Genomic DNA, 25,090 nt, shown 5'->3' with positions numbered 1-25,090 from the left:
TAAGAGCTACTGATAGAATGTGTAGATTCCCCTGTTTTATTTAAGAAAAGCATTTATTAAACAAAACATCTACATTATACTTATGAATACGCAATTCTTTATATTGAGGTTAGATAACGGTCTTAACCCCAGTATAAAGTTTTTCTATATGTACGGGATGCATGTATTAGTGTTAAATCTATATTTTTTAATATTAGCAGGAAATTTTATCATAAAAGGAGAATAGAAATGTTAAATGGCGTACTCGTCAATAGTGCCGCAATTATTTTAGGTGGTTGTTTAGGTGCAATATTGCGCAATATTAGTGAAGAAATGAAAGATACCGTTACGAAAGGAATTGGCTTGTGTGTAGTTGCTTTGGGAATCCAAATGGCTAGTCAGACGAAATTTTTTACAATGATGATTGTGAGTCTGTGCATTGGTGCAATGATTGGTGAATTTTTAGGGATTGAAAATGGCATGAACCGTCTAGGGCTATTTTTAGAAAAGAAATTTGCGCGGCCTAATAGTAATTTTGCTGAAGGTTTTGTGACGGCATCGCTTATTTTTGTGATTGGTTCAATGGGCATTATTGGTTCAATTGAAAGTGGTGTCTCAGGAAATCATGCAACATTGTATACAAAAGCCGTTATGGATGGATTTTTAGCCATTATGTTGACAGCCTCTTTAGGTGTCGGTGTGTTATTTTCTTCTATTCCTATTCTTTTATATCAAGGAACCATTGTTTTAGCTGCTAGTGTCTTAGTCCGCTTGATTCCTCCTGAGTTACTAACAGAGTTAATGGGTGAAATTAGCGCGATTGGAGGAATAATGATTTTGGGCATTGGGATTAACCTTTTGAAAATCAGCTATATCCGAGTATCCAATTTTTTACCGGGATTGCTTGTGTTTGTACTACTGATGTGCATTCAATATTTCTACTAATGGTTATTGATAGGCTTCCTATTTTGCTTATGTTACTCTAGAAAAAAGGAGGTCGTTTAGATGCAATGGCTTATTTGGTTACTGAGCGTGATTGGTATTGAGTTAACCGGGGTTATTTCTAGCTTTTTTGCAGGTGATATTCAAAGTGTCTACCAAGAATTACAAAAACCACCTTTCTCACCGGCAGGTAGTGTATTTGGGATTACGTGGACAATTCTTTATGCAATGATTGGGACGGCACTATTTCTGTTGCTGACTTCAAAAGTCAGCAAAGGCAAACAAACAGCAATTGTCTTATTTATTATTCAACAAGTTTTGAATTTTTCATGGAGCATTATTTTCTTTGGTGGCGGTCACTATTGGTTAGCGAGTGTGGTAATCGTGGCGTTAATCCTTTTGATTGCTGTTAGTATCAAGGCCTTTTATCGTATCAATCCTTTAGCAAGTTATTTATTTATTCCCTATCTTTTATGGTGTCTATTTGCTAGTTATTTATGTATCAGTATTGCTATTTTAAATTAAAACAACGCTCCGAATGGGAACACACGACATTTGTGCCTCTCGTTCGGAGCGTTTCTTTTCTTTACAGATATTCTTCAGTTAAGACCATGAACTCTTTGATATCTTTTAAGACCATATCGATACCAGCTTGCCAGAAGTCAGGTTTTGTCAAATCAACTTGTAAATGTTTTTGTGCTAAATCTTCGGTTGTCATTGAAGCAGTGTCACGTAACAAGGCAATATACTCATCTTCAAAGTTAGCACCTTTTTGATTAGCATAAGCATAGATGCCCATGCTAAATAAATAACCAAATGTATATGGGAAGTTATAAAATGGCACATCATCAATAAAGAAGTGTAATTTAGCCGCCCAGAAGTGTGGATGGTATGTGCCTAAGCTATCTAAATAACTTTCTTTTTGGGCTGCTAACATCATTTCTGTGATTTGTTCAGAAGAAACCAATCCTTTTTGACGTGCTTGGTAGAAATTATTTTCAAAAATGTAACGTGTATGGATGTTCATGAACATCGCAATGGCATTTTGCATTTTTGCATCCAATAAATTGATTTTTTCTTCTTTAGTCGTCGCTTCTTTTAACGTAGCATCAGCAACAATCAATTCAGCAAAAGTGCTAGCTGTTTCGGCAACGTTCATAGCGTAGTCTTGGTTTAAGCTAGGTAAGTCCCATAAGACACTACTATGGAATGCATGACCTAATTCATGGGCTAAGGTTGCTACTTCGTTAACAGAATTACTATATGTCATGAAAATACGCGATTCTTGAGTTTCAGGTAAACTCGTACAATAGCCACCGGGGCGTTTTCCTGGACGATCTTCAGCTTCAATCCAGGCCTTATCAAAGGCCATTTGCGCAAATTCGGACATTTTAGGACTGAATTTTTCAAAATTCTCTACAATAAATTCTGCTGCATCATCAAAAGAATAGGTACGTTCTTGCATTTCACCTAAAATGATAGGCGCATCTTGATCTTGCCAATCCATTTTATCTTTTCCAAATAATTGAGCTTTACGTGTTAAAAAGTCAACGATTGGTTGTTTATTTTTTTGAATGGTAGCCCACATAGTATCTAAAGTTTCTTGTTTTAAACGATTGTATTCTAAGGGTTCTTTCAGATAATTGTCGAAACCATGTAATTTTTGAGTAGATAAACGGAAGCCATCTAAGTGGTTGAGGGTATCTGCAAATAAATCAGCTTTTTCACTCCAAGCTTGCTCCCATTTCTCAAATAATTCTTGGCGAACGTTGGCGTCAGGATCGCCCATCATTTTATTAAAGGCTTGTCCGGCTGACAGGTGGATCTCTGTACCATCTGTTTGGGTAAATGGAATAGTGATGCTTGCAACAATTGTGTCATAATGTTCACTCCAAGCATTTAAACCATCTAATTTTAAGGTATTAATAATATTCTCTTCCGCTTCAGATAGTAGTTCCTTACCATCACGACGAATTTCTGTTAGGCGGAAAGCAACTGGCTGTAATTGTTTGGTTGCCATCAGTGTTTTCCAAGTATCCTCATCAATCTCCGTTAATTTTTTAGAGAAAATGGTACTTGCTAACTGATATTCTGGTAATTTACTATATAAGTCACCGGATAATATTTTTGCTTTACTATCGTTAACATTGCTTGAAAGTAAGGCATTAATGAAACTTGAACATTGTCCAAATCCGTTGCTGATTGTTTCAGCAAATTGCAATAGTTGCACTAAAGCATCGGTCGCATCTTCAGCTGGTGAAAAAGCCGTTACCGCATGATGGTATTCATGGATTTCATCCGATAATTGTTGCATTCGTTGTTCTAACTTTTCTGAATTGCTTCCCCCTGAAAAAATTGAATCTAAATCCCAGTTGATTGCATAAGTCATGAAAAAAACTCCCTTCTGTTTTCCGTATCTAGTATAACATAACTGTTTCTTTGCTAAACAGAAAATGCTAAGATGAGATATTGAGGTGATTGAACAGTGAAAAAAGGCATGAAAAATGGAAATACCTATTTAATTATCGGTTTTGTTGTTATGGCACTCCTCTTTTATAGCTCATCGCAATCCTATGAGGAGCAGTCTCAAATTGGATTACTTAAAGTATTGTTAAAAAATGAACCGTTCAAAGAGTGGTTAAGTAAAATTTCTTTTCTATATGCAGATAGTGAAATTAGTATTCAAGCGAAAGGTTATTTTGCTTTTGTTGAATTCTTTGTTCGTAAATTTGCCCATTTTTGCACCTATTTTATTTTAGGGGGCAGCTTTTGTTTAGGACTATTTCCCAAATTAAAGTCATTAGGTTTATCGGCTTTTTTTGGTTGGATGGCAGCAACAGGTTATGCGGGAATGGATGAATTTCATCAAATGATGACAAATGGACGCACGCCTTTGTTTCAAGATGTGATGTTAGATTCAGTGGGGGCATTAACGGCAGTTATGTTATGTTGGATGTTCATTGGCTTTCGACAACAGCGAATTTTCTAAAAGGAGAGGATAGTATTGGCAGGACATAGTAAATGGAAAAATATTCAAGGAAGAAAAAATGCTCAAGATGCCAAACGAGGAAAAATCTTCCAAAAATTATCAAGAGAGATTTATATTGCAGCAAAAAATGGTGGTTCGGATAGCAGTTCAAATCCGGCTTTACGTTTAGCTTTGGATAAAGCGAAGGCAGCAAACATGCCTAATGATAATGTAGAACGTGCGATAAAAAAAGCGACTAGTTCCACTGATGGCGCAAACTATGATGAAGTAATTTATGAAGGTTATGGACCGGGCGGCGTAGCTATTTTGGTAGAAACTTTAACGGATAATCGTAATCGTACAGGAACCAACGTGCGGGTGGCTTTTAGCCGTAATGGCGGAAATCTCGGTGAGACAGGTTCGGTCAGTTATATGTTTGACCGTAAAGGGTATATTGCGATTGAAAGAGCAGACGTAACTTTGGATGAAGATGAAATGTTAGAAAAAATTTTGGAAGTTGGCGGCGAGGATTTAATTACATCGCCTGAAGTATTTGAAATCTATACAGCTCCAGAAGATTTCACAGCGGTTCGTGATGAATTAGAAAAAGAATTTATCTTGGCGCAAGCTGAATTAACCATGTTTCCTCAAACTACTACGGTATTGTCAGATGATCAAAAGGCACAATTTGCCCAGCTTATTGAAAAATTAGAAGATGATGACGATGTATCAGAAGTTTATACATCAATTGAAGAATAAAAAAGGTAATGACGACCAAAAGTTAAACGTTTAAGGAGTGGAGAAATCCGCTCTTTTTTAGTGTTCTAAAATTACTTCTTAAGCGCCTGTCTGTTCCGCCCGTTCCTTCAAGCCTGTATTTAGCCATGAAAAAGCGACCTCCAAAAGTTAGATTTTTTGGTCTAACTTTTGGAGGTCGCTTCATTGCTGTTCAGCTTTTTTGTTTATAGGACAATAACTGGCGTTCCTACTTCAACAATATCAAATAGTTCTGCCATGACGCCAGGTGGGGTATTCACACAACCGTGAGAACCAACTGTTTTCCAAAGTTCGCCACCATAAGCAGGTTGCCAACTTGAATCATGGATTCCGACACCAGTCCAGTCAATTGGCATCCAATAATCAACCGGCTCAGCATATTTTGAGCCATCATCATTTGTGCCACGTAAGGTAGCATTGCGTTCTTTATTCCAAATATAAAAGACTCCTGGGGGCGTAGGTGTTTTAGGTTTCCCAGAAACAACATCCGTTTCTAACACTACTTCTCCATCTTTGTAATACCACATATGTTGATTTTTTAAATCTACTTCAACGTAAGTATTGCTGAATAGTGGGGCACCTGCATCAGCACTTCCTTGGGCAATCGGTGAACGAGTAAAATCTTCGCCATTTAATAAATCAGCAATTAAGGCATCTGTTTCATCATCTGGTGCAATAGTCCAACTCAATGTCCCAGCAGGAACAGAAACTTCACCGCGGCGAGTACTTTTGAAAGTGGAATCATTCGTACTGGTATTATACTCTTCTCCTAAAGAAGCTACGTATTTGCGTACCTTGTCCCGATTGAGATCTGCTTTTCCATCTTTATAAGATAACCAATCCATAATTTTATCTTTAGGAATTTCAAAGGTATTCCCATTAATAGTATAAGAAGCATTGATATGCGCAATTTTATTTAAGGTATCAGCTTCTTTGTTTAATTCAGGATTATCTGCCGTAATTTTTGGAGTTGTTTTATATGTGTCTAGACTTAATTCATCTTTACCAGCCAATAAGTCAGCCTTGAAATCGTCTATTGTTTTTTGAACATCAAATTTCGTACCTGTAACCTCAGGAGTAATTTCAAATCCATCTTCTCCCTTAGTTAATTTTGCATCTGCCGTGACTTGTCGATCTTTATTTAGCTTATCAAGTTCTTTTTTTAGTTCTTCAGTTTTGTTAGCTAAACTATTTTCATCAAAAGCAGCTTTATTTAAAGAAAGATTTTGTTTGGAACCAAGGGAAGCTGTTCCCCATAACCATTGGCTTTGTTCCTCTTTAATTTTTTCTAGTTCAGCAGTAAAATCTGTATTTAGACCAAAGTCATGTTTATTAATTGTTTTCCATTCCTGGTTATTTTCTTTCAATGTAAATTCTTGCGCTGCATACTGATCATGCAGCTTTTTATTTGCTTCCTCTACAGTTAATTCACTTACATTGATATCTTCAACATATGTTTTTGGTAAAAAATGATCAATATAATATGTACTACGATAAGAATAACCTGCGACAATAACCAAAACACCCACCAACACGCCAATGATGACTTTTTGAGTCGTAGACGTCATTGAACGTTTTTCAGAAAGAGACATAGAGATATTCAACTCCTCATAAATTTAAACTTGTGCTGCCTGACAACACAATAAGTTAGTAATATCATAGCACATTTACAATTGAAAACGAGAATAATGCTTATAAAGTGGATGAATTCTAATAAATATTTAAAAAAAAGCAAACACGGCCTTAAACCAAAGGCGTGTTTGCTTCTTTCATGTTTTTGATTGGTTACAAATTAGTTGTTTTCAGCATCTTCGGCATCTAATTTTTCAAAAGCTGCATCTAGAATATCTTTCAATTGTTTTGCTGAAGCAGCCATTCGATTTTTTTCGCCGTCATTTAATGGGATTTCAATAACTTGTTGGATACCTTGTGCATTGATAATGGCTGGTGCACCAATATAGATATCTTCTAATCCATATTCACCATTCATATAAACAGATAAAGGTAATACAGCATTTTCATCGCCTAAAATAGCTTTAGTGATACGTGCTAAAGCTACGGCAATCCCATAAAAAGTAGCCCCTTTTCTTTCAATAATAGTGTAGGCAGCATCACGTACGCTAAAGAATAAGTTAACCATCGCTTCTTCATCGACTTCTGGATGATTTTTAACCCACTCATAAATTTGTAAACCAGCAACGTTAGCGTGAGACCATACAGGGAATTCTGAATCGCCATGTTCACCTAAGATATAGGCATGAACGTTACGAGCATCCACATCTAATAATTGTGCTAATGCTTGACGGAAGCGTGCAGAATCTAGAGAAGTACCTGAACCGATTATACGTTCTTTAGGGAAACCTGAAAATTTCCAAGTTGAATAAGTTAAGATATCTACCGGATTAGCTGCGATTAAGAAAATTCCATCAAATCCTGATTCAACAATCTGTGTTACTACTTCACGATTGATTTTTAAGTTTTTGTGAACTAAATCTAAACGTGTTTCGCCTGGTTTTTGAGGAGCGCCAGCAGTAATAACAACAATGTCAGCATCATGTGCATCTGCATAAGTTGCTGCATAGATTTTTTTAGGTGAAGTGAAAGCTAATGCGTGAGATAAGTCTAGAGCATCTCCTTCAGTTTTTGGTACGTTGATATCAATAATGCCGATTTCTTGGGCAATATTTTGAGTTACTAAGGCAAATGCGTAGCTAGAACCTACTGCGCCATCTCCAACAAGAATAACTTTTTGATGATCTTTTTTTAATGTTTGTGCAGCCATCAGTGTATCAATCCTTCCACTTTTTGTTTTAATATTTCCTTTACATTTACTATGTTACCATCTTCACGAGGATTTGTCATGTGATTTATGAAACAATGTAACAGTTTTTTTAACTGTGATAGTTGTAAATGCTTACTTCACAAATCTGTGCTTATTTTTAGTTTGTAAAATAGTTAAAAAAATCATTAGGAAAGCATGGAATTTTGGGTTATTGGGAGGGATTATGGTATAATTTATAAAAATAAGCAGAGAAACTGGACAATGAAAACTTGTCCAGCATTTTGCGTGAAATTGAAAAAAATGGAGCAAATGGAGATAGATAGATGAAAATGATCGTCGGACTGGGAAACCCTGGTAGAAAATATGAGAATACAAAACATAATGTTGGCTTTATGACCGTAGACCGTTTAGCAAAACAATTTAATGCAACCTTCAAAAAAAATCCTTTTGAAGCAGAAGTTGCTGATTTTTTTGTGAATGGAGAAAAAATTTTATTAGTTAAACCACAAACGTTTATGAATGAGTCAGGACGAGCAGTTGGGCCGTTGATGACTTATTTTGGTGTTTATCCAGAAGAATTAGTGGTTATTTATGATGATTTGGATTTAGTTTTAGGTAAAATTCGTCTTCGTCAAAAAGGAAGTGCGGGTGGCCATAATGGCATGAAGAGTATTATTTCTCATTTAAACACACAAGAATTTGATCGTATCAAAATTGGCATTGATCGCCCTAAAGCAGGCATGACTGTAGTGAGTCACGTCTTGAGTGGTTTTTCAAAAGAAAATCAGCCGTTAATTGAAGGAAGTATCGATAAAGCCGTAGAAGCGACCATTGATTATATTGAAAAGAATGATTTTATTGCTACGATGAATCGTTTTAATTAGGAGGAAAAGAATGAATTTAATTAATTTAATAGAAAAAACTCCTTTTATTAAAGAGTGGTATCAAGGCATTGAAGAAAAATTACAAAGACAATTAATTACCGGGTTAGCGGGTTCTGCTAAAACCTTAGCAATTGCTAGTGCCTATCAAAAGTTCCGTCGTCCAACCGTTGTTGTGACGGCGAATTTGTATTATGCCAACCAGTTAGTAGAAGATTTACGTCAAGTGATTGACGATGTTTATATATTTCCAGTAGATGAAGTTCTTTCTGCAGAAATGGCTTTTTCTTCACCTGAAGCCAAAGCCGAACGGGTAGTAACTTTACATGCGATTGCTGAAAATCAACCAGGCGTCTATGTCTTGCCTGTTGCAGCGATTCGTAAATTTTTACCCACTCTAAAAACATGGCAAGAGGTCCAATTCTCATGGCACGTAGGGGATGAAATTGATGTTGGACAACTCCCACAACAGTTAGTATTAATGGGGTATGAGCGTCAAACGATGATTGGCAAGCCGGGTGAGTTTAGTATTCGAGGAAGTATTATTGATATTTACCCTTTGCATACGGAATATCCTATTCGTTTAGAATTATTTGATGTTGAAATTGATTCCATGCGTTATTTCGATGTGGAGACACAGCGTTCAGTAGAAAATTTAGATGAAGTAGTCGTCTTGCCAACAACAGAATTAGTTTTTTCAAAAGAAAATTTAGCTAAAGGCAGCGAAAAACTTCAAGAATTATTAACTAAACGTTTAGCTGTGACGAATGAACCAACCGACAAGCAATTTTTATCTGATTATTTCGGACAACTAATTGCTTCTTGGAGAGATGGGATTCCAGGCGATACAGCGAACTTGTATACGGATCTTTTATATCAAGAAAAACAAACCATTTTAGATTATTTCGCGAAAGATACTTTACTATTAGTTGATGATTACGGTCGTATGATGGAAAATAATCGTGAAATTGAACGAGAAGAAAGTGAATGGCAGACACAAAAAATTTCTGAGTTGCGCGTTTTTTCTGAACAAATGTTTGGCATGAATCTTCACCAATTATTTCAACGTTTAACTTTTACAACGACCTATTTTTCACTATTTCAAAAAGGAATGGGAAATTTACGTTTCCAAGCTATTCACAATGTTCAATATCGTCCGATGCAACAATTTTTTGGACAAATGGGTTTATTAAAAGTCGAAATTGACCGTTGGGAAAAACAACAACAAACAGTCATTTTTTTAGTTGGGAATCAGGAACGTGCTAAAAAACTAGAGCAAGATTTTCGTGACCATGAAATTTATGCAGTTGAAACAACACCTGATCGCTTATTTACAGGACGTTCTCAAATTGTTGAAGGCACATTGCAAAGCGGATTTGAACTCCCTCAAGATCATGTGGTCATTGTAACTGAGCAAGAAATGTTCCAAAAAGTAACCAAAAAGCGTAAGCGTCGGCAAACAGTTACGAATGCAGAGCGTTTAAAAAGTTACAATGAATTAAAAACGGGTGATTATGTCGTTCATGCGAATCATGGAATTGGTAAATATATTGGTATGCAAACATTAGAGGTAGATGGTGTCCATCAAGATTACATGACAATTGTTTATCAAAATGACGATAAGTTATTTATCCCTGTTACTCAGTTAAACTTAATTCAAAAATATGTTGCCTCTGAATCAAAATCACCTAAGATTAATAAACTGGGTGGGACAGAGTGGGCAAAAACCAAGCGAAAAGTCTCGAAAAAAATTGAGGATATTGCGGATGATTTAATCCAACTTTATGCGAAACGAGAAGCTGAAAAGGGATATGCTTTCGCTCCCGACGATGCTTACCAGCGTGAATTTGAAGATGCCTTTCCATACAGTGAAACCGACGATCAATTGCGTAGTACGGCTGAAATTAAGCATGACATGGAAAAAGAAAAACCCATGGATCGTTTACTTGTAGGCGATGTTGGCTTTGGAAAAACTGAAGTAGCGTTGCGAGCAGCATTTAAAGCAGTTAAGGAAAGTAAACAAGTGGCTTTTTTAGTCCCAACCACGATTTTGGCGCAACAACATTATGAAACGATGGTTGACCGTTTTGAAGGTTTTCCTGTAAATGTGGGCTTGTTAAGCCGTTTTCGTACAAAAAAGCAACAAAATGAAACGATTAAAGAAATTAAAGAAGGCAAAGTGGATATTGTCGTTGGAACCCATCGGATTTTGTCGCAAGATATTGAATTTGCAGATTTAGGATTATTAGTAATTGACGAGGAGCAACGTTTTGGAGTGAAACACAAAGAACGCTTGAAACAGCTTCGCTCACAAGTGGATGTGGTCACCTTAACAGCTACGCCGATTCCAAGAACCTTACACATGTCAATGCTTGGTGTGCGGGATTTATCCGTAATTGAAACACCACCTGAAAATCGTTACCCCATTCAAACGTATGTCATGGAAACCAATCCAGGGGCAATTCGTGAAGCTATCTTGCGCGAAATGGCACGTGGCGGCCAAGTTTTCTACTTATACAATCGGGTAGATACGATAGAGCAAAAAGTAGAGGAACTCCAAGCGTTAGTACCAGATGCTCGGATTGGGTACGCCCATGGGCAAATGACTGAAGTGCAATTGGAAAATACCTTGTTTGATTTTATTGAGGGCCAATTTGATGTTTTAGTTACGACAACAATTATTGAAACGGGCGTAGATATCCCCAACGCGAATACCTTATTTGTCGAAAATGCTGATTATATGGGCTTATCTACGTTGTATCAATTACGCGGACGGGTTGGTCGAAGCAATCGCGTGGCGTATGCATATTTCATGTATGAACAACAAAAAATATTAAATGAGGTCAGTGAGAAACGCTTACAAGCAATTAAAGACTTTACTGAACTAGGCTCTGGGTTTAAAATTGCCATGCGCGATTTATCGATTCGCGGTGCGGGAAACTTATTGGGAGCACAACAACATGGCTTTATTGACTCTGTCGGATTCGATATGTATGCGCAGATGTTGTCAGAAGCTGTTGATCGTAAGCAAGGAAAAAATACGCAAACTGAAAAAACATCAGTTGAAATTGATTTGGGAATTGATGCCTACCTACCCGCAGAATACATTGATGATGAACGTCAAAAAATTGAAATTTACAAACGTATTCGTGAACTGGAAAGTATGGATAGTTTAGATGAATTACAAGATGATTTAATCGATCGTTTTGGTGAATATCCAGATGAAGTTGCTCATTTGTTAATGATTGGCGAAATTAAAATGAATGGCGATCGCGCATTAATTGATACGATTCGTAAACACGGTCCTATTATTCAATTTATTTTGAGCAAAGCCGGAACCAAAGCGTATACAGTTGAACAATTATTTGGTGCATTATCGTCTACCAAGTTAAAAGCAACATTGGGTGTGGAAAAAGAACAAATGCACATCAAACTAACTGTACCTAAAGAAATGAAGCAAATGGTTTGGCTGCATGAAGTGCAGGAATTTGTTAAAGCTTTACGTGAAATACGTTATCAAGAGCAATTGCAACAGCGCTAGCAAGGAGGATGCCACATGGCACGAAATCAAATGCAACGAATGATGAAAGGCGCATTTGTGCTAACCTTAGCTTCTTTTATCGCGAAATTATTGAGTGCGGTGTATCGAGTTCCTTTTCAAAACTTGGTTGGTGATGAAGGATTTTATGTTTACCAACAAGTCTATCCTATCTACGGATTAGCTATGACCTTAGCGTTATCTGGTTTACCACAATTCATTTCAAAGTTAGTGGCAAGTCAAAAAAATCCGCAGAAGCAACAACAAACACTAGATGAAATTTATCCTTTAGTATTTTGGTTTTCAATTTGTTTATGGGGACTTACCTTTTTCTTTAGTGGTATGATTGCGACTATTATGGGCAATGTTTTATTGAAACCTTTGATTCAGGTGGTTTCATTCACCTTTTTATTAGTCCCACCTTTATCATTTTACCGTGGGAATTTTCAAGGGAATTTATTGATGGTGCCGTCTGCTGTTTCGCAAGTCTCTGAACAATTATTACGAGTAGGGGTTATTTTAGTCGCTGCCTCGGCTTTTCATCGTTTGTCACTCACTATTTATCAAGTAGGCACGCTAGCAATGACGGGTGCCTTTGTAGGAGGCGTGGTTGCATGGTTGCTTTTGGCTTATTATGACCACAAAATTTTTGGAACGAATCATCGTTTTTTACGAATACCAAGAACATTTTCGGTTTCTAAACGAATGCGCCGTAAATTTTTTGTTGAAGGTGGTTTGTTATCAATCTATAGTGGTTTATTGATTTTATTCCAATTAGTAGATTCGTTTTTTATTGTAAATGCATTAGAGTTCCAAGGGGTTATTGAACAAAATGCTCGGATTGCTAAAGGCGTATATGATCGAGGCCAGCCTTTGGTGCAATTAGGGTTAGTTGCTGCTACAGCTTTAAGCGCTACTTTTTTACCAGCGTTGACGACTTGTTTAATCGAAGAACGAGGCGAACAATTTTTGAAATCAGCAAAAATGTACCTTCGTTTAACAATTGGCCTAGCACTAGCTGCAGCGACTGGACTTGCAGTGTTATTGCCATATATTAATTATGCCTTATTTAAAGACAATGCTGGTAATATGGCGCTAACCTTGTTTGTATTTGCCATTGTATTAACCGCAACCATTCAGGCTTATCAAAGTATCGCTCAAAGTCAAAATTACTTTCGTCGCTCATTAAAAGCAGCAGGTTGGGGGATTGTCATGAAATTTGTTGTGACCGGTCCATTGACGATTTTGTTTGGCACAATTGGATCAAGTTTATCAACTTTAGTAGGATTAACCGTCATCTTGTGGTATCTTATCAAAAAAGAAGACGCTCAAATTAATGTTTTTTGGAAAGAACGACATTTTGGCAGTAAATTAATTGCTTGTATAGTTGGGATGGTTATGGGTCTCTGGATTTTCTACGGCATTTTAACCTACGTACTTGGTGCACCGGGCAGCCGTTTGCAGGCGTTGGTTTTTAGTTTGTTGGGAGTTGTAGTTGGTGGGACCATTTTTATCCAATTTGCGATACGTTTCGAGTTGTTAACATTACGTGAGTGGCTAATGATTCCGTTTGGGAAAAAAATATTGCGTTTCATGGGAGGAAAATAATGCGTTTAGACAAGTTTTTAAAAATTTCAAGAATTATTAAGCGTCGTTCTGTTGCCAAAGAAGTGGCAGACAAAGGACGTATTCAAATTAATGGCACGTTAGCAAAGTCAAGTAGTTCAGTCAAAGTTGGCGATACGTTGAAAATTCAATTTGGTAACCGTATTTTAGAAGTGAAAGTCAACGAATTACACGAATCAACCAAAAAAGAAGATGCAGCAAAAATGTATGAAATTTTATCAGAAAAAAGAGTCGATAATTTCGAGTAAATTAGGTTAGACAAGCGTTTCTGATGTTGGTATAATAAAAAAGACAGTCAAGAGAGATTGGAGCGAGTACCTGTGAGCAAAGAGATCAAAAATAATGTGAAAATCTTAGACACAGACTATGCGAAAGAACAATATGCAAAATATGCGTATCAACAACGACAAATTATTTTTCGTCGTCGCCGTTTAATGGCTGTTTTTATCGTCGCCTTCGTTGTTTTTTTGAGTGTTGGCATTTCCTTGTTTAATGATTATTTACGTCTGCAACGATTGCAAGATGTAAAGCAAGAAACAATTGTGAAACAAGCAGAAGTGAAACAAAAAATGGCAGATTTAAATAGAGATGTGGCTTTACTAAAAGACAAGGATTATGTCGCAAAAGTTGCCCGTAGCCGTTTCTTGTATTCAAAAGAAGGTGAGTTAATTTTCCCTTTGCCAGGGAATGAAGCCGCTGAAAAAGCAGATGATTCAACAACTGAATCAAGCGAATAATTGGTACTGTGCAGTATTTACTAACTTGTGTCGTGCAATGTTTGCGTAGAAAATTCTACGCACGTATAAAGCATAAATAAAACAACCATAGAAACTATGGGGATTGCTCGTCTGACGAGAATCTTATGAAGATATCATAAGAAGTTTTCAAAATGGGACAAAAATTAGGAGGAACATTTTTTTATGTCAATCGAAGTTGGAGCGAAACTACCTGGGAAAGTGTCAGGGATTACAAATTTTGGTGCGTTTATTGATTTAGGTGGAGGCAAAACTGGGCTTGTTCACATTAGTGAAGTATCGAATGGTTTTGTGAAAGATATTAATGATGTTTTAAAAGTTGGCGATGAAGTAACCGTACTTGTAACAACCATTGGGAACGATGGTAAAATTGGATTATCAATCCGTAAGGCAGAAGACAAGCCAAAAGAAGAAAAACGTGACTTTCCGAAAAAAGACTTTAATCGATCAAGTCCGAAAAAATCATTCCCACGTAATAACAATCAACAAAACACAGGGAATAATAAACAAGACTTCGATTCATTAATGAGTTCGTTCTTAAAAGACAGTGATGATCGTTTGTCATCTTTACGTCGTAATACTGAAGGCAAACGCGGAGGCCGTGGCGGTCGTCGTAATTAATAATTGAATTAGAACAGGTAGGAGGTTTTGAGACGAATCTTCTTACCTGTTTTTTGTTTTGAGACCAAGGGAGGGAAATCGAATGTTAGTATCGAGAGTAGCGAAACTAGTGGAAGATAAGCAACTATGGCAATCCGATGATTGTCTTTTAGTAGCTGTTTCAACAGGCGTTGATTCAATGGTCTTGCTTCATTTGTTGGAACAACTACAAGTATCTTTCGGTGTTGTTCATGTGAACCATCAACTGCGAGAAGCATCTGAAAAGGAGGCTCTTTTTTTAACGGAATACTGTCAAAGACACCAGATTCCGTTGTATCAAACACGCTGGGAACAACCTGCAACTACGGGGATTGAAGCTGCAGCGCGCAAATTTCGTTATACTTTTTTCGAAAAAATCATGAAGCAACAGCAATACTCCGTTTTGTTGACGGCGCATCATAGTGATGATCAGATAGAGACAATCTTGATGAAAATGGTTCGTGAAGGAAATTTCTTTAGCAGTAGCGGGATTCGTTTTAGTCAGCAATTTGGCTCAGGTAGGTTGGTTCGTCCCTTGTTGACAACAACAAAAGCAGAAATTCGCACATACAGTCAAGAAAATGGCATTCCTTATTTTGAAGATGAAACCAATACATCGCTAGCAATGCAACGTAATCGTTTGCGTTCACAGGTGTTGCCAGTTTTAAAAAAAGAAAATCGGCAAATCGCTCAGCATTTTCAACAATGGTCTGAGCAAACCATTTTTGCCCAAGAAATCGTTGCTGAACAGCAAGAGCAGTGGTTAGAAAAGTATCTCGTACAAAAAGCTCAAACATACTGTTTTGATTTGGTTGATTATTTAAAGCTTTCAGAAGCCAAACGCTATTTCTTTTTACAAGCTGTTAAGCAAAAACTACAACAAAACGAGAAAATTGTTCTTTCTGATAAACAGATTCAACAGATTATGCAACTCTTAATTGGTCCAGCACAAGGAACAATTAATCTAACGAAACAGTGGCAAATCAAAAAAACGTATCAGCAAATCACAATTGCCCAAAAAATAAATAAGCCTACAGAAATAACACCATTAAAATTGAAAATTGGGGAAGCACAATTTTTGTCTGAGACTGAATGGTTAGGTATTTTTCCAGTAGGAGAAGAAAAAATTCCCGAAAAAGTCAAACTTTGGTCAGAGTATCGCCAAGATTTGACGGTAAACTTTCCTTCTGTAACTAACCTCAGAAAACGTCAAAATGGTGATAAAATCGCTTTGACACCAATTTTAACCAAAAAAATTAGCCGCATTTTTATTGATAAAAAGCTTCCTCACGAAAAGCGAGAAGAAGCATGGGTTGTAACGAATGAACAAGATGAGGTTTTAGGAGTGATTCCTTACGCTTTTTCCTATTTGAGTATTACGAAAGAAACTGATAAAATACACTACGTACTACTTTATCGAAGGATGAAATAAATGAGCTACAATTTGTAGTGTTAAAATAGTTGCTTTTTGATTTTAATGAGAAAATCATCGAGATGATAAGAAGTCAAACCGCCTGAACAATGGGGTTTGCTTGAAAGGGATAAAATCGCCCCTTTTTTCAAGAAATGTTCGCACATATTAGGAGTAGAATTTGGAAGGAGAAACAAGATGTTAGAAAAAGACATTGAAAAAATCTTAATTACAAGAGAAGAAATCCAGTCACGTTGCGAGGAATTGGGAAAAGAATTAACAGCAGAATATGCAGATAAAAATCCTCTAGTGGTCGGTGTTTTAAAAGGTGCTGTACCATTTATGGCAGACATCGTTCGTGAAATGGATTGTTACTTAGAGTTAGATTTTATGGATGTGTCAAGCTATGGAAATGCGACTGTCTCATCTGGTGAAGTGAAAATTGTCAAAGACTTAGATACCAATGTAGAAGGTCGCGACATGTTAATTGTTGAAGATATTATCGACAGTGGTCGCACATTAGCTTACCTAGTTGACTTATTTAAGTATCGTAAAGCAAAATCGGTTCGTATCGTGACACTATTAGATAAACCTGAAGGTCGTGTTGTTGATATCGAAGCAGATTATATTGGTTTTGATGTGCCAAATGAGTTTGTTGTGGGCTATGGTTTAGACTACGCAGAACAATATCGTAACCTTCCTTATGTAGGAGTATTAAAACCAAGTGTTTATGAAACAAAAGAGTGACCCTTTCTAAAAAACTTATGATACAATGGAAAGGTCAAAGTAAGACAAATTGGCAAGGAGGGGCCGCATGAATAAAAAAAATAACGGAACAGTACGAAACACCCTATACTATGTGCTGGTCATACTGGCAATGGTCATGGTTGTTTACTTCTTCCTAGGGAATGGTGGAAACCAAACGCCTGAAATCGAATATTCTAAGTTCACTGAACAATTAGAAGAAGGCGAGATCAAAGAGTTTAAAGTACAACCTGCGAATGGTGTCTATCGTATCGTTGGTGAATACAACAAAGAACAAAAAATCAATAATAATAATGGGTTAGCTGTTCTAGGCTCAACTCAAGCAACAACCACACGATTCACAACAATCATTTTACCAAATGACACTACTCTCAGCGAAGTGACTACGCTGGCAAGTGAGCATTCTGTAAAAACAACCATTGAAGAAGAGTCAAGTAGTGGTATTTGGTTATCACTATTGATTAGTTTCTTACCACTAGTTATCATCATTTTCTTCTTCTACATGATGATGGGACAACAAGGTGGTGGCGGTGGCGGTAGCGGCCGTGTAATGAATTTTGGTAAATCCAAAGCCAAAGAAGCAGATAAAAAAGCAAACCGTGTTCGTTTTTCTGATGTAGCCGGAGCAGAAGAAGAAAAACAAGAATTAGTCGAAGTTGTTGAGTTCTTAAAAGACCCTCGTCGTTTTTCTGAATTAGGCGCACGTATTCCTGCTGGTGTTCTTTTAGAGGGACCTCCAGGAACAGGGAAAACTTTATTGGCAAAAGCAGTTGCTGGTGAAGCAGGCGTACCATTTTACTCAATTTCTGGTTCAGATTTCGTGGAAATGTTTGTCGGAGTCGGTGCTAGCCGTGTTCGTGATTTATTTGAAACAGCGAAGAAAAATGCACCAGCGATTATCTTTATCGATGAAATCGATGCAGTCGGTCGTCAACGTGGTGCTGGTATGGGTGGTGGACACGATGAACGTGAACAAACACTTAACCAATTGTTAGTTGAAATGGATGGTTTTGGTGGCAACGAAGGCGTTATCGTTATCGCTGCAACAAACCGTTCCGATGTATTAGACCCAGCGTTATTACGTCCAGGTCGTTTTGACCGTCAAATTCTTGTTGGCCGTCCAGATGTCAAAGGTCGTGAAGCAATTTTACGTGTTCATGCTCGTAATAAACCATTGGCAGATGACGTTGACTTAAAAGTTGTGGCGCAACAAACACCAGGCTTTGCTGGTGCAGAACTGGAAAATGTCTTAAACGAGGCAGCTTTGGTTGCTGCTCGTCGTAATAAAAAGAAAATTGATGCTTCAGATATTGATGAAGCAGAAGATCGTGTGATTGCTGGTCCAGCGAAGAAAGATCGTGTTATCAGCAAACGTGAACGCGAAATGGTTGCCTATCACGAAGCAGGTCATACTATTGTCGGTTTAGTTTTAAGTCGTGCACGTATCGTTCATAAAGTAACGATTATTCCACGTGGCCGGGCCGGTGGTTACATGATTGCTTTACCAAAAGAAGATCAAATGCTAATGACAAAAGATGATATGTTTGAACAAATTGTTGGCCTATTGGGTGGACGCACAGCCGAAGAAATTGTCTTCAACGTTCAATCAACGGGAGCTTCAAATGACTTCGAACAAGCAACTGCGTTAGCACGTAGTATGGTGACTGAATATGGAATGAGTGATAAGCTTGGACCTGTTCAATATGAAGGAAATCATCAAGTCTTTGTCGGTCGTGACTATGGTCAAACAAAAGCGTATTCTGAACAAGTTGCCTTTGAAATCGATCAAGAAGTTCGTTCTATCTTAATGAAAGCTCACACGAAAGCACGTGAAATCATTGAAGAATATAGCGAGCAACACAAATTAATTGCTGAGAAATTACTAGAGTTTGAAACACTAGACGCTAAAGCAATTAAATCATTGTTTGAATTAGGTAAAATGCCTGAAGGATCTGAAGACAGCAACTACCCAAGTGAAAAAGCGCAATCGTTTGAAGAAGCAAAACGTGCTTTGGAAGCAAAAGATGCGCAAAAACAAGCGGAAGAAAAAGAAGATTTTGAAGAAGCGAAAGATTACTTTGCGAATATTCGTGAAGAGACTCAAGACGCTGATCAAGATGATTCAAAAGAATAATAAAAAAGTAGGCTGTGACCCATGTCGCAGCCTCTTCGCTTGTCAAAAACTGTAAAGTTGAAAAAAAAAGCAGATACTAGTATGATTCACTAGTGAAATAATGAAGGAGCGAAAACAACTCATGAAAGATTATTTAGTAAAAGCATTAGCGTATGGTGGTTATGTTCGTGCCTATGCAGTCAATGCAACAGCGACTGTTGCCGAAGCACAACGTCGTCATGATACTTGGAATACAGCTTCCGCAGCATTAGGCCGTTCATTAGTAGGCGGACTATTATTAGGAGCAACCTTAAAAGGTGAAGATAAAATGACCGTTAAAATTCAAGGTGATGGACCAGCCGGTGCAATTATTGTGGATAGTAACGGCAATGGTGATGTGAAAGGTTATATTCAAAACCCACATGTCAGCTTACCTTTGAACGAAAAAGGGAAAATTGATGTACGTGGTGCAGTTGGAACAAATGGTGTTTTTACCGTCATTAAAGATTTAGGTTTAAAAGAACCTTTCTCTGGTCAAACACCAATTGTTTCTGGTGAATTAGGCGAAGACTTTACCTATTACCTAGCAGTTTCTGAACAAATTCCTTCGGCAGTAGGTTTAAGCGTATTGGTTAATACAGACGATACAATCAAAACTGCAGGGGGCTTTATGCTACAAGTGATGCCTGGTGCCAGTGATGAAGTAATTGAAGCATTAGAAGAATGTTTAAAAACTTTACCAAACATTTCTTCCTTATTAGAAGAAGGCAAAACACCCGAAGACATTTTAGAAGTTATTTTTGAAGGTGAAGCAATCATGATTTTAGAAGATTCTCCTGTTCAATTTAACTGTGGATGTTCAAAAGAAAAATTTGCGACGGCGATTATTACATTAGGGACAAGTGAAATTCAAGCAATGATAGATGAAGATCATGGTGCCGAAGCCGTTTGTTCATTCTGTGGGGAAAAATATTATTTTGACGAGCTTGAATTGACAGCATTGATTCAAGAGATTACAGGAGAAAAAGAATAGATGGAACACACGTGGAAAATTGGTGATGTAGAGATTCCTAATCGTGTGGTAGTTGCACCAATGGCAGGTATTTCAAATTCGGCGTTTCGAGTAACTGTGAAAGAAGCTGGGGCAGGATTAGTTGTCTGTGAAATGATTAGCGATCAAGGGATTCAAATGCGTAACAAAAAAACCTTGAGTATGTTGCATATTGATGAAACAGAACATCCATTAAGCCTACAAATTTTTGGTGGTAATAAGGATTCTTTAGTCGAAGCTGCACAGTTTGTGGCTGAAAATACGACAGCCGATATCATTGATATTAATATGGGGTGTCCAGTTAATAAAATTATTAAAGCCGAAGCTGGAGCTAAATGGTTGCTTGATCCTGATAAAGTTTACGAAATGGTTCATGCTGTTTCTTCGGCAATCGATAAACCTGTAACGGTGAAAATGCGAATTGGTTGGGACGAACAGCATGTTTTTGCAGTTCAAAATGCTCAAGCAGCCGAAGCAGCAGGTGCATCAGCAATTGCGATGCATGGTCGGACACGCGTACAGATGTACGAAGGTCAAGCAAATTGGGATATTTTAAAAGAAGTAAAACAAAATATTTCCATTCCATTTATGGGCAATGGTGATGTCCGAACACCAGAAGACGCAAAACGAATGTTTGAAGAAGTAGGCTGCGATGCTGTAATGATTGGTCGTGCTGCTTTAGGCAACCCATGGATGATTCATCGAACAAAACATTATTTAGAAACTGGTGAATTAATTGCTGAACCAACACCAAGAGAAAAAATTGAAACGGCTATTTTACATTATGATCGTTTGATAGATTTGAAAGGTGAAAAAGTAGCATCTTTAGAGTTTCGTCAACATGCAGCTTACTATTTAAAGGGGATTTCGCGGGCAGCAAAAGTTAAAGCTGCGATTAATCAATCGGAAAACCGGTCAACAACGGTGCACTTATTGGAAGAATTTCTTGAGAAAGTAGAAAATCAACCAGTAAGAAGTTAATTATGAAAGAAAATTCAAGTCGAAAAATAACTTCGACTTGCTTTTTTTTGTTAACATTGGCATTATAGAAAGGAAACATATCAGAGAATGGAGGAAAACTCGTGACAGAGGAACGACAAACACAAGAAGAACTAAATGACCAAATGCTGGTACGTCGACAAAAGATGGAACAATTGCGCGAAGAAGGTATCGATCCATTTGGCCAACGATTTGACCGTACCCATAATTCTGCCGAGTTGCATGAATTATTTGAATCACGCACAAAAGAAGAATTAAGTGAAATGGAACTGACGGCAAGTATTGCTGGACGTATCGTTACAAAGCGTGGTAAAGGAAAAGCTGGTTTTGCACATTTGCAAGATCGTGAAGGCCGCATCCAAATTTATGTACGTAAAGATGAAGTTGGTGATGAAGCATATGACGTGTTTAAGCATGCAGATTTAGGTGACTTCTTTGGTGTTACTGGTCAAATTATGAAAACAAATACTGGTGAAGTGTCTGTTAAAGCAAAAGAAATCACAATTTTATCAAAAGCTTTACGTCCGTTACCAGATAAATACCATGGTTTAACAAACATTGAACAACGTTATCGTCAACGTTATTTAGATTTAATTAGTAATCAAGAAAGCTTTGATCGTTTTACAAAACGTAGTCAAATCATCAGCGAGATTCGTCGTTATTTAGATGGACAAGGTTATTTAGAGGTAGAAACACCAGTTTTACACAATCAAGCAGGTGGAGCAACAGCGCGTCCATTTATTACTCATCACAATGCATTAGATATGGACTTGTATCTACGTATTGCTTTAGAACTACATTTAAAACGTCTAATCGTTGGTGGTATGGAAAAAGTGTATGAAATTGGTCGTGTATTCCGTAATGAAGGAATCGACACTACCCATAATCCTGAATTCACTATGTTGGAATGTTATACCGCTTATACAGATTATAAAGATATTATGGATTTAACAGAAGGTATCATTCGTCATGCTGCTGAGAAATCTTTAGGTTCGGCACATATTGTCTATGATGGTCAAGAAATTGATTTAGCTTCTAATTTTAATCGCATCCATATGGTTGATGCAGTAAAAGATAGAACAGGGGTAGATTTCTGGCAAGAAATGACCGTTGAAGAAGCTCGTCAATTAGCCAAAGAACAGAATGTTGAAATTACTGATGCAATGAGTGTGGGTCATATTATCAATGAATTCTTTGAAACATTTGTTGAAGAAACATTGCAACAACCGACATTTGTTTATGGTCATCCAGTTGAAGTCTCTCCACTTGCAAAGAAAAATCCTGAAGATCCTCGTTTTACAGATCGTTTTGAATTATTTATTGTTGGTCGTGAATTTGCGAACGCCTTTACAGAGTTAAATGATCCAATTGATCAAAGAGAACGTTTTGAAGGGCAAGAAAAAGAACGTGAAGCAGGAAACGATGAAGCCCATGGTGTAGATGAAGACTTCCTAGAAGCGTTAGAATATGGTATGCCGCCAACTGGTGGTCTAGGAATCGGGATTGACCGTTTAGTCATGCTATTAACAGATGCACAGTCTATCCGTGACGTTTTATTATTCCCAACCATGCGTTAATACTATAGTAGGAAAAGCTGCAGATTTTATCTGTGGCTTTTTTATTATATTTAGTCAAATAAAAATAAGAAACTAGCGTATATTTCTATCTAAAGGCGAACATTTTTAAGAGGTGTATTTTTCAATAGTCGGAAATAAAAAAAGTTTGAAAAAACATGATAAATTCATTGACCTTAAGGTGTTTACTTGGTATATTATTACTTGTCCTAAACGACAAAATAACTTTTAAAACTTTTGAAAAAAAGAGTTGACGAAGTAAATGACACATGATATTATAACAAAGTCGTCAAAATGGATTCGATGAAAAACGTTGAAATACCAATGAATAAATCGAAAAAAGTTGTTGACAAGTAACAATCTATTTGTTAAAATAATCAAGTCGCTGTCGAAAAGTTAGTTAAGAAAATTAAATTCTTTTCAAAAAAAACTTTTAAAAAAACATTGACATCAATTCGTCAATCTGTTATGATTTAAAAGTTGCTAGAACAGCAAAAGTAGACCTTTGAAAACTGAACAAAGCAAGCAAACGAACCAATTGTGTAGGACACTTCTATTAGATAGAAGTTATACAACAAGCAAGCAATAGCTAGCAAAGTTAATTTTTTATTGAGCTTAACAATCGAAAGATTGTTTCAAATTTTTTATGAGAGTTTGATCCTGGCTCAGGACGAACGCTGGCGGCGTGCCTAATACATGCAAGTCGAACGCTTCTTTTCCGCCGAACTTCGGTTCACTGGAAAAGAGGAGTGGCGAACGGGTGAGTAACACGTGGGTAACCTGCCCATCAGAGGGGGATAACACTTGGAAACAGGTGCTAATACCGCATAATGCTTTTTCTCGCATGAGAGAAAGCTGAAAGGCGCTTTTGCGTCACTGATGGATGGACCCGCGGTGCATTAGCTAGTTGGTGAGGTAACGGCTCACCAAGGCAACGATGCATAGCCGACCTGAGAGGGTGATCGGCCACACTGGGACTGAGACACGGCCCAGACTCCTACGGGAGGCAGCAGTAGGGAATCTTCGGCAATGGACGAAAGTCTGACCGAGCAACGCCGCGTGAGTGAAGAAGGTTTTCGGATCGTAAAACTCTGTTGTTAGAGAAGAACAAGGATGAGAAGAGAATGTTCATCCCTTGACGGTATCTAACCAGAAAGCCACGGCTAACTACGTGCCAGCAGCCGCGGTAATACGTAGGTGGCAAGCGTTGTCCGGATTTATTGGGCGTAAAGCGAGCGCAGGCGGTTTCTTAAGTCTGATGTGAAAGCCCCCGGCTTAACCGGGGAGGGTCATTGGAAACTGGGAGACTTGAGTGCAGAAGAGGAGAGTGGAATTCCATGTGTAGCGGTGAAATGCGTAGATATATGGAGGAACACCAGTGGCGAAGGCGGCTCTCTGGTCTGTAACTGACGCTGAGGCTCGAAAGCGTGGGGAGCGAACAGGATTAGATACCCTGGTAGTCCACGCCGTAAACGATGAGTGCTAAGTGTTGGAGGGTTTCCGCCCTTCAGTGCTGCAGCAAACGCATTAAGCACTCCGCCTGGGGAGTACGACCGCAAGGTTGAAACTCAAAGGAATTGACGGGGGCCCGCACAAGCGGTGGAGCATGTGGTTTAATTCGAAGCAACGCGAAGAACCTTACCAGGTCTTGACATCCTTTGACCACTCTAGAGATAGAGCTTTCCCTTCGGGGACAAAGTGACAGGTGGTGCATGGTTGTCGTCAGCTCGTGTCGTGAGATGTTGGGTTAAGTCCCGCAACGAGCGCAACCCTTATTGTTAGTTGCCATCATTTAGTTGGGCACTCTAGCGAGACTGCCGGTGACAAACCGGAGGAAGGTGGGGATGACGTCAAATCATCATGCCCCTTATGACCTGGGCTACACACGTGCTACAATGGGAAGTACAACGAGTTGCGAAGTCGCGAGGCTAAGCTAATCTCTTAAAACTTCTCTCAGTTCGGATTGTAGGCTGCAACTCGCCTACATGAAGCCGGAATCGCTAGTAATCGCGGATCAGCACGCCGCGGTGAATACGTTCCCGGGCCTTGTACACACCGCCCGTCACACCACGAGAGTTTGTAACACCCGAAGTCGGTGAGGTAACCTTTTTGGAGCCAGCCGCCTAAGGTGGGATAGATGATTGGGGTGAAGTCGTAACAAGGTAGCCGTATCGGAAGGTGCGGCTGGATCACCTCCTTTCTAAGGAATATTACGGAAACTACACAAACGTTTGCCTTTGTTCAGTTTTGAGAGGTTTACTCTTAAAACTTTTTTGGGGCCTTAGCTCAG

At 38.0% G+C, this 25,090-nt stretch carries 19 protein-coding genes, 1 tRNA gene and 1 rRNA gene (1 of these 21 cut by a window edge); 18 read left to right on the top strand and 3 right to left on the bottom strand.

All coding sequences use genetic code 11. The features are described 5' to 3' along the window. The first annotated feature begins 228 nt into the window (after positions 1-228). The gene (locus AC4BC5_RS06325; RefSeq protein ID WP_490497268.1) at positions 229-924 is read left to right on the top strand and encodes a DUF554 domain-containing protein; all 696 of its coding nucleotides are present in this window, start codon (positions 229-231) and stop codon (positions 922-924) included. A 60-nt stretch (positions 925-984) separates the two neighbouring features. Next, positions 985-1,446, top strand: a complete 462-nt coding sequence (locus AC4BC5_RS06320; protein WP_490497267.1) for a TspO/MBR family protein — start codon at positions 985-987, stop codon at positions 1,444-1,446. Positions 1,447-1,507: 61 nt separating this feature from the next. On the opposite strand, the gene AC4BC5_RS06315 is transcribed toward AC4BC5_RS06320, so the two are convergent. After that, positions 1,508-3,310 (bottom strand): M3 family oligoendopeptidase, encoded by a 1,803-nt coding sequence (locus AC4BC5_RS06315; RefSeq protein WP_490497266.1) that lies wholly within the window; start codon positions 3,308-3,310, stop codon positions 1,508-1,510. Positions 3,311-3,406: 96 nt separating this feature from the next. Here AC4BC5_RS06315 and AC4BC5_RS06310 point away from each other — a divergent pair, with 96 nt between their 5' ends. Then, the gene (locus AC4BC5_RS06310; protein WP_490497265.1) at positions 3,407-3,910 is read left to right on the top strand and encodes a VanZ family protein; all 504 of its coding nucleotides are present in this window, start codon (positions 3,407-3,409) and stop codon (positions 3,908-3,910) included. Positions 3,911-3,925: 15 nt separating this feature from the next. Further along, the gene (locus tag AC4BC5_RS06305; RefSeq protein ID WP_490497264.1) at positions 3,926-4,648 is read left to right on the top strand and encodes a YebC/PmpR family DNA-binding transcriptional regulator; all 723 of its coding nucleotides are present in this window, start codon (positions 3,926-3,928) and stop codon (positions 4,646-4,648) included. A gap of 203 nt (positions 4,649-4,851) precedes the next feature. On the opposite strand, the gene AC4BC5_RS06300 is transcribed toward AC4BC5_RS06305, so the two are convergent. Together AC4BC5_RS06300 and AC4BC5_RS06295 are read right to left on the bottom strand one after the other, a co-directional pair. After that, positions 4,852-6,258 (bottom strand): L,D-transpeptidase family protein, encoded by a 1,407-nt coding sequence (locus tag AC4BC5_RS06300; RefSeq protein WP_490497263.1) that lies wholly within the window; start codon positions 6,256-6,258, stop codon positions 4,852-4,854. Between the two features lie 200 nt (positions 6,259-6,458). Further along, on the bottom strand, positions 6,459-7,448 hold the full coding sequence (locus AC4BC5_RS06295) for an L-lactate dehydrogenase (RefSeq protein ID WP_490497262.1): 990 nt from the start codon (positions 7,446-7,448) through the stop codon (positions 6,459-6,461). 323 nt (positions 7,449-7,771) lie between these two features. Between AC4BC5_RS06295 and pth the strand changes: the two genes are divergently transcribed. From pth to AC4BC5_RS06225, 14 genes are all read left to right on the top strand, one after another. Beyond that, positions 7,772-8,332, top strand: coding sequence for an aminoacyl-tRNA hydrolase (gene pth / locus AC4BC5_RS06290; RefSeq protein ID WP_490497260.1), 561 nt, complete (start codon positions 7,772-7,774; stop codon positions 8,330-8,332). 10 nt (positions 8,333-8,342) lie between these two features. Next, a complete protein-coding gene (mfd, locus tag AC4BC5_RS06285; protein ID WP_490497259.1) occupies positions 8,343-11,870 on the top strand; it encodes a transcription-repair coupling factor in 3,528 nt (1,175 codons plus the stop codon). Between the two features lie 15 nt (positions 11,871-11,885). Continuing rightward, complete coding sequence (locus AC4BC5_RS06280) at positions 11,886-13,475, top strand: putative polysaccharide biosynthesis protein (protein WP_490497258.1); 1,590 nt, start codon at positions 11,886-11,888, stop codon at positions 13,473-13,475. Further along, positions 13,475-13,741: an RNA-binding S4 domain-containing protein gene (locus AC4BC5_RS06275; protein WP_207942031.1), complete on the top strand. Its 267-nt coding sequence runs from the start codon at positions 13,475-13,477 to the stop codon at positions 13,739-13,741. The genes AC4BC5_RS06280 and AC4BC5_RS06275 overlap by 1 nt, the downstream gene beginning before the upstream one ends. A gap of 72 nt (positions 13,742-13,813) precedes the next feature. Beyond that, a complete protein-coding gene (locus AC4BC5_RS06270; protein WP_490497257.1) occupies positions 13,814-14,230 on the top strand; it encodes an FtsB family cell division protein in 417 nt (138 codons plus the stop codon). A 183-nt stretch (positions 14,231-14,413) separates the two neighbouring features. Then, complete coding sequence (locus AC4BC5_RS06265) at positions 14,414-14,869, top strand: S1 domain-containing RNA-binding protein (RefSeq protein WP_490497256.1); 456 nt, start codon at positions 14,414-14,416, stop codon at positions 14,867-14,869. An 82-nt stretch (positions 14,870-14,951) separates the two neighbouring features. After that, entirely contained in the window at positions 14,952-16,319 is a 1,368-nt protein-coding gene (gene tilS / locus AC4BC5_RS06260) for a tRNA lysidine(34) synthetase TilS (RefSeq protein ID WP_490497255.1), read from the top strand. A gap of 177 nt (positions 16,320-16,496) precedes the next feature. After that, a complete protein-coding gene (hpt, locus tag AC4BC5_RS06255) occupies positions 16,497-17,045 on the top strand; it encodes a hypoxanthine phosphoribosyltransferase (RefSeq protein ID WP_490497254.1) in 549 nt (182 codons plus the stop codon). 67 nt (positions 17,046-17,112) lie between these two features. Continuing rightward, on the top strand, positions 17,113-19,197 hold the full coding sequence (ftsH, locus tag AC4BC5_RS06250) for an ATP-dependent zinc metalloprotease FtsH (RefSeq protein ID WP_490497253.1): 2,085 nt from the start codon (positions 17,113-17,115) through the stop codon (positions 19,195-19,197). A 121-nt stretch (positions 19,198-19,318) separates the two neighbouring features. After that, positions 19,319-20,209: an Hsp33 family molecular chaperone HslO gene (hslO, locus tag AC4BC5_RS06245; RefSeq protein WP_490497252.1), complete on the top strand. Its 891-nt coding sequence runs from the start codon at positions 19,319-19,321 to the stop codon at positions 20,207-20,209. Continuing rightward, on the top strand, positions 20,210-21,208 hold the full coding sequence (gene dusB, locus AC4BC5_RS06240; RefSeq protein ID WP_490497251.1) for a tRNA dihydrouridine synthase DusB: 999 nt from the start codon (positions 20,210-20,212) through the stop codon (positions 21,206-21,208). Between the two features lie 101 nt (positions 21,209-21,309). Beyond that, on the top strand, positions 21,310-22,803 hold the full coding sequence (gene lysS, locus AC4BC5_RS06235) for a lysine--tRNA ligase (protein ID WP_490497249.1): 1,494 nt from the start codon (positions 21,310-21,312) through the stop codon (positions 22,801-22,803). Between the two features lie 639 nt (positions 22,804-23,442). Further along, positions 23,443-25,000 (top strand): 16S ribosomal RNA (locus tag AC4BC5_RS06230). Between the two features lie 75 nt (positions 25,001-25,075). Continuing rightward, positions 25,076-25,090: transfer RNA gene (locus AC4BC5_RS06225), tRNA-Ala, on the top strand; it runs 58 nt beyond the window's last position.

The organism is Enterococcus sp. AMC2644, assembly GCF_058216475.1.
This window is presented reverse-complemented; position numbering and strand designations above follow the sequence as displayed.